The organism is Pseudomonas sp. ZY71, assembly GCF_036542145.1.
GTDB classification, from domain to species: Bacteria; Pseudomonadota; Gammaproteobacteria; order Pseudomonadales; family Pseudomonadaceae; genus Aquipseudomonas; species Aquipseudomonas koreensis_A.
On the sequence record NZ_CP144274.1, the window covers coordinates 3,333,935 to 3,346,126 of the forward strand.

11 protein-coding genes are annotated in these 12,192 nt (G+C 57.2%); 4 read left to right on the forward strand and 7 right to left on the reverse strand.

Annotated features, from left to right (window positions below):
* Positions 1 to 40: 40 nt before the first annotated feature.
* The 3 genes from VY732_RS14750 to VY732_RS14760 all read left to right on the forward strand — a co-directional run bounded on the left by VY732_RS14750 (position 41) and on the right by VY732_RS14760 (position 3,196).
* Positions 41 to 1,198, forward strand: coding sequence for an alpha/beta hydrolase family protein (locus VY732_RS14750; protein ID WP_331695823.1), 1,158 nt, complete (start codon positions 41 to 43; stop codon positions 1,196 to 1,198).
* Positions 1,199 to 1,388: 190 nt separating this feature from the next.
* Positions 1,389 to 2,738: a metal-dependent hydrolase family protein gene (locus VY732_RS14755; protein WP_331695824.1), complete on the forward strand. Its 1,350-nt coding sequence runs from the start codon at positions 1,389 to 1,391 to the stop codon at positions 2,736 to 2,738.
* An 11-nt stretch (positions 2,739 to 2,749) separates the two neighbouring features.
* On the forward strand, positions 2,750 to 3,196 hold the full coding sequence (locus tag VY732_RS14760; protein ID WP_331695825.1) for a GlcG/HbpS family heme-binding protein: 447 nt from the start codon (positions 2,750 to 2,752) through the stop codon (positions 3,194 to 3,196).
* Here the strand turns inward: VY732_RS14760 and VY732_RS14765 are convergent.
* The 7 genes from VY732_RS14765 to VY732_RS14795 all read right to left on the reverse strand — a co-directional run bounded on the left by VY732_RS14765 (position 3,181) and on the right by VY732_RS14795 (position 10,746).
* The gene (locus tag VY732_RS14765; protein WP_331695826.1) at positions 3,181 to 4,116 is read right to left on the reverse strand and encodes a LysR family transcriptional regulator; all 936 of its coding nucleotides are present in this window, start codon (positions 4,114 to 4,116) and stop codon (positions 3,181 to 3,183) included. The two genes, VY732_RS14760 and VY732_RS14765, sit on opposite strands and share 16 nt — an antisense overlap.
* Before the next feature lie 435 nt (positions 4,117 to 4,551).
* On the reverse strand, positions 4,552 to 5,487 hold the full coding sequence (locus VY732_RS14770; protein WP_191630217.1) for an SDR family oxidoreductase: 936 nt from the start codon (positions 5,485 to 5,487) through the stop codon (positions 4,552 to 4,554).
* Between the two features lie 169 nt (positions 5,488 to 5,656).
* Positions 5,657 to 6,217, reverse strand: coding sequence for a Crp/Fnr family transcriptional regulator (locus VY732_RS14775; RefSeq protein WP_150775363.1), 561 nt, complete (start codon positions 6,215 to 6,217; stop codon positions 5,657 to 5,659).
* A gap of 132 nt (positions 6,218 to 6,349) precedes the next feature.
* Positions 6,350 to 7,489, reverse strand: a complete 1,140-nt coding sequence (locus VY732_RS14780; protein WP_331695827.1) for a PDDEXK-like family protein — start codon at positions 7,487 to 7,489, stop codon at positions 6,350 to 6,352.
* Between the two features lie 316 nt (positions 7,490 to 7,805).
* A complete protein-coding gene (locus tag VY732_RS14785) occupies positions 7,806 to 8,210 on the reverse strand; it encodes an acyl-CoA thioesterase (RefSeq protein WP_331695828.1) in 405 nt (134 codons plus the stop codon).
* A 127-nt stretch (positions 8,211 to 8,337) separates the two neighbouring features.
* Positions 8,338 to 9,087 (reverse strand): hydroxypyruvate isomerase family protein, encoded by a 750-nt coding sequence (locus tag VY732_RS14790; RefSeq protein ID WP_331695829.1) that lies wholly within the window; start codon positions 9,085 to 9,087, stop codon positions 8,338 to 8,340.
* A 93-nt stretch (positions 9,088 to 9,180) separates the two neighbouring features.
* Positions 9,181 to 10,746 carry a carbohydrate porin gene (locus VY732_RS14795; RefSeq protein WP_331695830.1) on the reverse strand — a complete coding sequence of 522 codons (1,566 nt, stop codon included), beginning with the start codon at positions 10,744 to 10,746 and terminating at the stop codon, positions 9,181 to 9,183.
* A 167-nt stretch (positions 10,747 to 10,913) separates the two neighbouring features.
* Here VY732_RS14795 and VY732_RS14800 point away from each other — a divergent pair, with 167 nt between their 5' ends.
* A complete protein-coding gene (locus VY732_RS14800; protein WP_331695831.1) occupies positions 10,914 to 12,188 on the forward strand; it encodes an ABC transporter substrate-binding protein in 1,275 nt (424 codons plus the stop codon).
* Positions 12,189 to 12,192 lie beyond the last annotated feature (4 nt).

Here is a 12,192-nt window from a genome sequence, read left to right on the forward strand (position 1 = left end):
CCTTGGGAATGCCAAGGCAACCATAAGGACAACAATAATCATGTTTCGCTATTTCCCGACCAACTACGTTTGGAATCTCTCTGTCGACCTGGCCATTGAAATGGGCGCCCGCATGGGCGAAATCGAAGAGATGTGCGCCCCGCTTCAAGAGGCGGCCAAGCAGCCGGACGCGGCCGGCACCCGTGCCTTTCGCGAAACCTGGGCGAAAATGGCCGACAAGCTCTGCGGTCTGGCCGAAGAAGACGAAGGCAATGGCCGGATGCTTTCCGCCGGTGAAAAATACAACCGCGCCGCCACCTATTATCTGACCTGCGAGCGCCTGCAGGCCCACGGCGCTCCGGGCCGTACCGAGCTCTATCAACGCTTCCTGCAAACCTTCAAGCGCGGCGTCGAACTGTCGCGTGAAAACTGTGAACGGGTGGAAATCCCTTACGAAGGCAAACACCTTTCCGGTTTGCTCGTACGCGCCGAAGGCGTCGAGGGGCCGGCGCCGATACTGGTGCAGGTCAACGGTCTGGATTCGACCAAAGAAATGAAATACCGCGTGGGCCTGCCAGCCTGGCTGGCGAAACGCGGCATCTCTTCGCTGATCATCGACCAGCCCGGCACCGGCGAAGCGCTGCGCCTGCATGGCCTGACCGCACGATTCGACAGTGAACACTGGGCCAGTCGTCTGGTGGATTGGCTGGAAACCCGAAGCGACATCGATGCCAAACGTATCGGTCTGGAAGGCGTCTCGTTGGGCGGTTATTACTGCCCGCGCTCGGTTGCGTTCGAACCACGCTTCGCCTGCGGTGTTGTATGGGGCGCCAACCACGACTGGCGTGATGTGCAAAAGCGTCGACTGGAAAAGGAAGGCAGCTTCCCGGTGCCGCACTATTGGGCGCACGTGTGCTGGGTGTGGGGCGCCAAGGACGTCGAAGAATTCATGACCATCGCCGAAAACGTCCACCTCGATGGCGTGCTCGACCGGATCAAGGTGCCGTTCCTGGTGACCCATGGTGAACAGGATTCGCAGATTCCGTTGAAATGGGCGCATCGCACCTACGAACAACTGGTCAACAGTCCAAAATGTGAACTGAAAATCTTCACCGAACGTGAAGGTGGTGTGCAGCATTCAAGCTTCGACAACAGCATCAATGCCGGGCAATACATTGCTGACTGGGTTGCTGAAACCCTCGGCGGTCGCACCGCTTGAACCACTGAAAAACACGCCACAAAAAAAACGCCGGATAATCTTTCGATTGTCCGGCGTTTTGCATTAACGGATTCAAGCGGTGGCGCAGCTATTGATGCCATCAATACGCAGCCATCGATGCAATCTGCTGGTCGTCCCCTCGCCTGCTCTCTAGCCTCTCTTTGCATAACAATCACATAGCGAAGACGACATGACTGCCCTGCACCTGAAATGCCAGACCCTGTTTGACGGCACCGGACTGCAAACCCGCCAACAACAGACATTGATCGTCGAAAACGGCCTGCTCAGTTACGTCGGTCCCACCGCGTTGGCACCGGCTCCCAATCCAGGCGATACGCAGGTGGATGCAGGGGATAATTTCGTCATGCCGGGGCTGGTGGATGTGCACACGCATCTGGCCTTCGGTAACGCGCAGAGCGAAGAGGACATTGATCTGTGGACCAGCGACGAATTTCGCGCGTTGCGCGGGATGTTCTTTGCACAACACGTGCTGGCCGCCGGCGTCACCAGCATGGTCTGCCCCGGCGACAGCGGCCAGCTCAGCATCGCCGTGCGCAATGCGGTGGCCGCCGGTTTATTTGAAGGCCCGAGGATCGCAGCCAGCAGCCGCGTCATCACCAATCGACAGAGTCTGAATGACTGGTTCCCGAGCCGGGTAGGCGCTCCTGAATACTTCACCGCCCAATTGGTCACCAGCCGTAGCGACGCCCTCGCGGAGATCCGCAAGCAGGCCAAGGACGGCGTCGACCTGATCAAGATCGCCATGGACGGCACGCACCGTCGTCCCAATGGCGAAATCATCGCGGCCTTCACCGCCGACGAAACCTTCGAAATGTTCGAGGAAGCGCATCGTCTGGGCTGCAAGGTCGCCACGCATGCCTACGGTCGCGAAGCCGTGATGTACGCAGCGCGGGCCGGTGTTGATCTGGTTTTCCATGCCTTTTACATGGACGACGCGTGCATCGAAGCGTTGCTCGAGGCCGGCAGCATCCTCGCCCCGACCATGACGTTCCCGCAGAACACCGTGGATTTCTGTCAGCCCCATGATCCGGCGATCAGCACCGGTTATGCCGGTTATTGTGCACGCACGCTGGAAGTCGGTTCGGCGGTGCTCAAGCGCGCCAAAGCGGCGGGTGTTCCGTTCGCCTGCGGCAGTGACAGCGGTTTTGCGGTGACGCCCTATGGCGAATGGCATGCGCGCGAACTGGAGCTGTTGGTCACGCGCCTGGGATTCACACCGGCCGAAGCGTTATACGCCGCGACCGCTGTCGGCGCGCGCTGCATGCCGCGCGGTGAAACCCTCGGCTCGCTGCAAGTGGGCAAGCAGGCGGATTTTCTGCTGCTCGACGGTTCACCGCTGGACGACATTCGCATCCTCCAGGATCGTTCGCGCCTCAAAGCGGTGTACAAGGCCGGCCAACCGGTGTGCATGGATCGCAGCCCCTACAACCCCAAGCAAGTGTCCGATTTCAACTCGCTGAAATGGACGGACCTTTACACCCGCGACCGCGTGGCCCAATTGGGCAAATGGGCGGTATGAGGACAGAGGCCATGCAACGACTTGATCTGCTCACCGCCATGAACATAGCGAGCGACGCCATCCACATCGCTAGGGAAACCGGGATCAAACCGCTTGGCGTCGCGGTACTGGATGCCGCCGGCCATCCATTGGCGGTTCTGCGCGACGAACACGCTACGTTCCTGCGCCCGCAAATCGCCACCGGCAAGGCGCGTGGCTGCCTGGGTATGGGGTTTGGAGGCCGTGAACTGGCAAGACGCGCGCAAGCCATGCCGGTGTTTTTCGACGCGATCAACAGTTTGACCGGCGGCGAGGTTATTCCGGTAGCGGGCGGCGTGCTGATTCGAAATGCCGAGGGCATGATTCTCGGGGCCATCGGCATCAGCGGCGATACCTCGGACAATGACGAACGCTGCGCGTTGCTGGCCATCGCCAAGGCAGGATTAATCGCCGACAGCGGCGATCAACCAGAGGGCTGATCGAGTAATGCGGCCTGTTCCAGGAGCAGGCCGCGAAACCATTGCATGGCCGGGTCATGTTCTTGATAGGGATGCCATTGCAAGACTTGCACGGCCTCGGGAAAAGCAATCGGTGCCGGGTGAATGCGCAACGGATAACGCCGAGCGAAGCGCTGCGCCTGTCGTTTAAACACCGTGGCAATGCGCGCGGTGCCAACGATGTACTCCGGCATCAGCACAAAGCTTTCAACGGTCACCGCCACTTGCCGCTCAATGCCGAGTTCATGCAGGTGCATGGCATCCATTGCCAGGTTGTGCCCGTCGGCAAACTCGCGCACCACATGTGCTGCGGCGCGATAGTCGGCCAGGCTCAATTGCTCGGCAAACTGGAGCTGTTGGGCGCAGACGATACAACAGAGCTGGTCCGTCATGAGCGGCACATGGGGATAGGCCGGATTCAACCGTCGCTGCGGCACGATTACGCAATCACTGCACCGATAATCCAGCGCTTCGCTGACGACATCACCGTCGCGTGGAACAGGCATGTCGCGCAGGCTCAAGCGAATACCCGGAGCGATACGCGCTAATACACGGCTTACCGCTGGGAGCAGCACATCGGCGACGTAATCGGAGGCCACCAGAGTGATGTGCCGGTCACAGTTCGCCGGGTCAAAACTCAGGGGAGCGTCGACGATCTCCCGGGTCAGTGCCAACGCTGCACGCACTTTTGGCAGCAACTCCAGGCCCAGCGCCGTGGGTTCCAGGCGGCGCCCGACTTGTACCAGTAATGGGTCGTTGAAGTGTTCACGCAAGCGGCCCAATGCCGAACTGGCAGCTGACTGCCCCAGGCACAGACGCTCGGCCGCCCGGCTGACACTGCATTCGCTCAACAAGGCGTCCAGCGCAACCAACAGATTAAGGTCGAGGCGTCGATATCGCATGTGGGTTCCGCTGAAGGTGATGGTGACGTTTTTGCCACTGTTTAAGGGCAGGATCAAAAACGAATCATGACCTTAGCGAGCTGTGTACCCATGCGCCAATCGCGTGTTTGGTTAGGAGGTATCGTTTACGGAGATACCAAGCGCCAATGCGCGTAATTAGTTACTCATGGGAAGTCACTAATAGAAGGGTCAACGCGCGCCATCGAGGATCTGGCAGGTAAGCAAAAGCTCTGCGATCACTTTTGATCGAGAGTAACTCATAGGTTGCTCGAAAATTGATGCTCGTGGACGGCAATCGGCCAGAAGCGGTCTGTCGCAGCTGTCAGCGTCCGACCCATAGATGCCCTTAGCGAAGCAGCTATTGACCTAAAGCTGCTGTTGGGTCTGGGGTGCATTGGCGAGAAGCAAGCAAAGGGGACGCTCGACGCCTAGGGCCTATTCGCCCTTGGTCATTTCAACTCTCCCCATCTCCAACGCTCCGCTGAGTTGCACTGCATTTCGTACACGGGCGGGAAGGATAGTGAAAAGGGCCGCCAGTAGACCGTGTCGCCAGTGGCCATGAGATGCGAGTGTGTGGCCTAAATGAGACAGTGCTGCGCTGGCAGCCATTTCTGGTGAAATGGTGATGGCAGCAGGTTCTGTGCCTGCTGCCATAGCTGTCGACATGACGGTGGGCTGGAAGGACAAAACGTCGAGTTGATCTGAATACTCAAATGCCAGCGGAACAGTGAGATGATCAACGAAAGCCTTGCAGGCTCCATAGATCTGCGTACCCGGCCAATAAAAGCGCCCCACTATGGAGCCTACGTTAAGAAGTGCTGCACGTCTTCCCGTCGAGGAGGCGTGCCTGAGGAGTCCAGGCAGCAACGTATGGGTCACGATAGCGGTGGTACTGACATTCACTGCCAGCAAACGGCGTAGAGTGGCAGTCGGCACATCCGCATAACGCCGATGTACTGTGGTGCCTACACAGTTGATCAGCACCGAAAGATCAACATCCTCTGCGGCGGCGGCCAAGGCTTGATAGGTGTGTGGGGCCGAATCCGACAGGTCAAGCGCGACAGTTCGAACTTGAACCCCCAACTCCTGCAACTCGCTCTGGAGGAGGTCAAGTTTGGACTGGGTACGTGCTGCCAAGATCAGGTTAAAGCCGCAGTGTGCTAATTCGCGGGCGAAAGCTCTGCCCAAACCGTCGCTGGCACCAGTGATGAATGCCCAGCTCCCTTGACCGTAGCGTTTGGCTAAAGATTGGCCGTTGAATCGCGCTGGTAGCCAGAGGTAGATCCAAAGCCACCGTGCTAGCTTGACCAATGCCCAAGTCAGAAGTGCTGCGCCGGAAATCTGCAGTACATCCAGTAAATTCAATGCCATCGAGGTACCTCCAGAAGTGGATGGATGCTTAAAAAGTCTCATCACTACTGTGGTAACTAAGGGTAGGGGGCTGTTTCGAAACATCAGCCCGTTAGCTGCCGGAGATTGGCCAGAGCAGTGGTGAAGGCCAATCGTGCTTCTCTGGCGTTATGTTGTCATTTACATATGTTCAGATGCCGGTTTTGTCTGCGCTCGCTTTCAGCTTTCGCCGAATTCGGCTCAAGTGAACTGGGGTCACCCCGAGATAACCTGCAAGCACGTGCATGGGGATTCTTGCCAATCGATCTGGCTGAGTGGAGAGCATGCCCAGATATCGTTCTGTAGGGGTTTGCGAGATGGCACTGGTGTAGAGCTTGATGTAGTCGGCCAGTCGCAACTGCGTGAGTGCCAGCAACTGAGTCTGCAAGATTGGTTTCGACAGGATCTGCGCCTGAACGGTGTCCCGGTCTAGCACGCACAGGTGACACGCTTCCATCGTGATAATTTCCAACTCGCTTGGACAGCCGCTAACCAGGCTCTCCAGAGAGCTAACGACCTCGCCCTCAAAAAAGAATTGGACGCTGATATCCGAACCTTCTGGGTCGCGCACGCAGATCCGCACTGCACCAGCTTTGATGAGGTAGAGGTTTTTAGCGAAGTCACCCAACCGTAATAGAGCATGGTTGGCCTCTATGTGGAGGTCTTTGCCGAACGTTAGGAAGAAGTCGCCTAGGACAGTGTCTAGTTTCATGAACGCAGTATCGCACAAGGATTGGGTGCGCCGGTGTCGACAGGCCGCTTTTGGCCGATTTCTGCCTTCCACGACCGGTTGAAATCGACCCATAGCTGCCTCTGATCAGTGGCAGAAATCGGCCAAATGCGGTCAGGCGAACTGCTGGTAAGCGCGCTGCCACAGTTCATGAGCGTCATCTATCAGGCTGACGGCAATCGACTCCCTCGTCTCGGGATCTCGGAGGAGGGCCAGGTCCTCATTGGAAGGGGCATGCAGGTTCACATTGAACTTAGAGAACTTCCAGAACAGGTTGCCCGAATTGCGAGTGTTGGGTGCGATCTCTCGACTCAGCGCCAAAAGGCGCTCCCGGTCTTCCGGGAACTGCTCACCGTCACAGTAGTAGCCAACGTAGAGGCGGTGGTTGAGTTCGATGTACACGCCACCATTCATAAACGGGAAGGGGAAAGTGAGGCCAATGTATTTGCTGTTTTTGGCCTTCTTATAATAGGCGGAAACCGCCTCCTTCGTGGCCGAAATTTCGGGCTTGCCGAGTTGCGGATATTGGCTCGCTTGGCAAGCCGTCATGCGCTCCCAAATATCGAACTGTAGATCGGCCAGTACGGACTTGAATGCATGGTTGATGTCGGCGATCACGAAGAGATTCTCGCCCAGCAGGATCTGTTCTTTTAGCTTGCTCATGTAGATCTCACCCTGGTCACTGGATGTCAGCTTTTGGAGTAGTTCGATGTACTGAAAAACGCTTTCCCGCACGCCGGGCTCGCGGGCAACCAGGGGAATACAGTCCTTCAACCAAGCGATGATCTCAGCTTCGTAGCTAAGAAGAACTACAGGCAGAGACTTGCGACTCTGTTCACTGGGCTCGGAACCATCCAGGGTGAGATACGTGGTCCAAATCTCGCCGTAGCCTTCTGCCCGCATTCGCTGGTGGTAGCGCCAGAGCTGTTCGTCCTGATCGCCGGCGTAGATCTTGTTCTCGATGATCACTGCCTGCTTGGATTGGTTGCGGACCAAGATGTCGATGTTCTGGTACTCGACCTCGACAATCGCATTCTCTGAATCGAAGTTCTGGATGCCCAGTCGCTTCAACAGGAGATTCAGTAGAGCTGTTCCCTGATTGTGGGTTGCCTTTGGGTCGAGCAAGAAGGCGAGGAAGCGCGAGTGAAGCCGAACCTCGTCACTCGCGCTGCGGAGTACGGAGAAGAGGTTGAAGTCTGCCGGGCGCTGATACCTCGCGCGCAGCAGAGCCACGGTTTGCAAAAAATCGTCCATGAGAGTGGGTCCCTGAATAAGGCTGAGTTGCGGCGCGCAGTATCAGGCAAATCACGCTCTTATGTAATGGCTATTTGATGCTGCTAGCATCATGCAAGTCTTGGTTTAGAGCTGTGTCGATCGTTCGACCTTGCCAATGAAGCGTTTTGCGAAGTCGCATCACACTGAGTAAACCGGAATCGCTGTAAACAGCCCCTGCTTTTGTAGACCCGCGATGACCGCTTTTGGCCGATTGCTCCCGGTGAGGAACGGTAGATTTTGACCACAACCGGCCACTTGCCCCCCCCCCCCGAACTTTTTGAGTCCGTCTGATCGTCTATGAAAGAAGCGCTCGCAACGGAGCTGGAATGGGTACAACTTCTTTACTTTCCGGTGAGACACAAACGTGTGTGACATTCGCGGTAAATGCCAGCACGCCTTCGCCTATAAACCCCTCAACCAAAAAAGTAAAAGAGTGCTCGCCCAACCTGGCCACGCCAACTTTAATAATCATTTCGTCATCCCACGTCACCGGAGCCAGCAACTCGATCGACATCGCACGCACCGGCGGCAATATATTAAAACTCATCACCGCTCTAAGCCCCGGCCCCCCTACCCATCTGTCGAGTGCTACACCAATGGCCTCTACAGCGAAATATGAGAATCGCGGGGTGTAAACCACCCCTGCCGGATCACAATCTCCGAACAAAATAGTTCGGCTTACAAAAACCGCATCAGGCATTTACTCCCCCCTACTCGCCAACGTCAGGCCGATATCGATGAGTTCTTCTCGCTCGGCCATCAAGGGCTTCTGCCTTTGATGGCGGCGATGTTCCTACATCAGCGACTCAAAGATTTTCGTCTAGGACCTAAACACTCAGCTGTTTGATCCAGTCAAGACTCGCAACGGTCGATCCAGAAGGACGATATTCACACCCGATCCATCCGGCGTATCCGCGTTGCTCCAGCGCCGCGAACAACGCAGCAAAGTCGAGACTCCCCGTTCCCGGCTCGTGACGACCCGGGCAATCGGCTATTTGCACATGCACGGTTCTGTCATAGAAACGCGCCAGCACATCGGCTGCATCTCCGGTCAAAAGCTGCGCATGGTAAAGATCAAGAATCAGCCCAACACTCGGGAAGGTCTCCAGTACCTGCTGCGCCTTGCTGAAGTCAGACATGTAATAGCCTGGCATCGCCTCCGCGCTGATCACTTCGATCAGTGGCCGCAGCCCCTGGTCTTCCAGGTACTTCACCGCATATTCCAGGTTGCCCGCGTAGGTTCGCTCAGCATCATTCTGCGTGGTAACGCCCGACATGATGTGGACATCCGCACACGCCAAGGTCTTTGCGTAGCGGGCGGCCTGGAGCAACCCGTCACGAAACTCCTCGCCCCTGCCCTGTAACGCGGCGATGCCTTTGGTCACGCCCGCCGGAGCGGCGAACTGAATCAACGGCAAACTGTATTGGGCTAGATGGTCGGCAAGCAGACTGGCGTCGAATTCATACGGCGACGGGAACTCCACTGCCCGGAAACCGGCGGCTGCGGCGGCTTCGATGCGTTGCAGAAAAGGCAATTCATTGAATTGGAAACCGAGATGAGCATTGAACTTGAGCATTGGGTAATCATCCATCCTGGGAAAAAACGACATCATCAGCCTGGAGCATCCTTCGCCGCTCCAGCACTGCACTATGGCAAGTGCGTTCAACGATTAAAACCAGGTTTCCATCTGGATGCCGTATTGCCACACCCCTCCTGCCTGGAAGTCGGACATGCCAAAGGCGTCTGTCGTACTGAACCGGTCCAGATCCGAAGACCAGTTCATGTAGCTGGCGAACACTCGCAGCTCCGGACGCGTGAGTAGATCGCCAACGTCAAGCTTGAATGTCGGGGCGACAGTGAATTTCCAGAAGTTACCATCGACCGCATTACGTTGTAGATAGCCCTTGGGGTCGAGGTTCATGGTTTGCCAGCTCATTTCGTAGGCCATTTCGAAGTTGCTGTTGATTTTGTTGGCCAAGCGCACGTTCACGGTCAGCCAGCGATAGTCGTCACCTTTGACGTATCTGTCCTTGCTCTGTTCGGCCAGCAAGCTGGGCCCGATGCGCCAGTCAGAGGTCAGCGGGGTCTCCCCGTAAAGTGCCAGACGCAGCGCGCGGGCCTCGTCGATCAGTTCACCATCCGAGCCAACGTTCTTGACCTCTGCCCCCAGACCTTGCCCATAGAGCAGCGCCGTTTTGAAGAAGCCTTCCCTGCCGAAAAAGGTTTTCTGGTGATTGGCCAGCATGCTGTGCAAACCGCTATCCGCAGGCGTCAAACCGGCTTTATTGGTGCGGGTGCCGACATCGTTTTTCTTTGCGCCGATGGCGTTGTACATCCACTGCCACTGGCCATCCTCGAAGAACTGGTTGGAGGTCAGGATGTAGCTTTCCACATCGGCATTAATTCCGCCTTGACTGAAATCCCCGTAGCTACGCCCAATCAACGAGTAGTTCGAGCGCCAATGCTGGTTCATCTGCACATCGTAAATTCCACCGCCGGTGCCGGCCAGGTAAACGACGTCGGAGTCCAGCCAGTGGATATCGAAATTATCTCTATCGAAGCGCTTGCCCGCCCACAGCGTAGCGTTCTCGAAGACTGAATTGCCTTTGAACGCAGCGACATGGTCGAGCGTGGTGAATACCTGACGTACGTTGAGATTGCTTTCGTCGGCCGTCCAGTCATTGGAGCTTTCCACACCGTCGGCGATGGAGACGGTGAATTTTGATCGGGTGCCGTTTTGCGCATAGATCTCTTTCGACAGGTCGATGCGCATGTAGGTGTCGTCCTCGTTGCCGAGTCGCCCGACTGCCCCGCCCACAGAACCGGCCGGCGTTGTGTAAGGGCCGCCACGGCCACCACCCAGCCCCTCGTCGACCAGCAATCCGGAGCGCGCATAGCCATTGAAGCTGAAGCCATCGGTGAGGTTCGCGGTACTGCCCTCCTTTTCCAGGCTTTGCTGACGGGCTTCGAGTTTTGCCAGTCGGGTGTCCAGAGCAGGCGCCGAAATGGCTGTTGCGTTAGACGCGACTGACTGTGAGGGCGGTGTCGCGAATTTGATCTGCTGCAATTCCCGGGCGAGTGCCTGGGTCTGCTGTTCGGCCGTGGCTGCACGCTTTTCCGCTGCGCTGGCACGCGCTTCAAGTGCGGCCATGCGCTCTTCCAGCGTCGCGGCCTGAGAAGCCGCCGCCGATGTGCCGAGCACGCCGACCAGTAGCCAGCTTGATCCTTTCTGCATGTTGATTCCCTGTTTTGTTTTTATTTTTTGGTTGCCGCAGTTGCCTTTTTTGCGTGAGTCGCGAGTTGTCACAAACGACAAAAAAAAGGATGCCTCCTCGCAAATACGCTGCTACATTTGGCGATGTTAACGTTAACTTTTCTAAAAACAAAAATAAAGGACGCTCGATGAAACACCTGAAATCGCTCCTGCCAATCGCATTCATCAGCCTGTCTGCCGCACTGCCATCCGTGTCGAACGCAACCGATCTGACGATCTCCTGCGGTGCGGTGGGTGCGGAGTTGCAACTGTGCAAAGAGGCTGTCGATGCATGGTCGAAACAGACCGGCAACAACGTCGAGGTGGTCTCCACGCCTAACTCGGCGACCGAGAGGTTGTCGTTCTACCAGCAGATCCTCAGTGCGCAGTCCACCGACATCGACATCATTCAAATCGATATGGTGTGGCCGGGGATGCTGGCCAAACACCTGATGGATCTGCGTGAGGTGCTGCCCGCCAACGCGACCCAAGGCTACTTCCAGGCCCAGGTCGATAACGCCACGGTCAACGGACGGCTGGTGACAATGCCGTGGTTCACCGACTCGGGGCTGCTGTATTACCGCAAAGACTTGCTTGAGAAATACACCAAGCAGGTTCCTCAAACGTGGGAGGAAATGACCGCTACCGCCAGGGCTGTGCAACAGGCCGAGCGCGACGCCGGCAACGCCAATCTCTGGGGTTACATCTTTCAGGGACGTGCCTACGAGGGGCTGACGTGTAATGCGCTGGAGTGGATCAGCAGCCAGCCGCAAGGCGGACTGATCAATCAACGCGGCGACATCGTGGTCAACAGTCAGGCCTCAAGAGCGGCGTTGACCCTGGCGAAAAGCTGGGTCGGCGACATCTCCCCGCGTGGCGTGCTCAATTACACCGAGGAAGAAGGACGTGGCGTATTCCAGTCAGGCAATGCACTGTTCATGCGTAACTGGCCTTATGTCTGGGCCCTGGTGCAAAGCCAGGACAGCGCCGTAAAAGACCAGGTCGGCGTCGCTCCCCTGCCCCGCGGCGGCGAGACCGGCGAGCATGCCTCCACCCTCGGTGGCTGGGGCCTGGCGGTCTCGCGTTACAGCGCCCATCCGAAACTTGCCGCCGAGCTGGTGAGCTACCTGAGCAGTGCCCAAGAGCAAAAACGTCGAGCGCTGAAAGGCGGCTATAACCCGGTGATCGAGTCGCTGTATCAAGATCCCGAGTTGCTCGCGGCCATGCCTTATTACGCTCAGCTGCACAGCATTCTCAACGCTGGGGTCATGCGCCCCGCCGCCATTACTGCCGATCGCTATCCACGGGTCTCCAATGCGTTCTTCGATCGGGTGCATGGCGTGCTGGCCGGCGAGTTGCCCGTCGATCAGGCACTGGCCGAACTGGAAAGCGAACTCACGCGCATCAAACGCCGGAACTGGTAAGCCA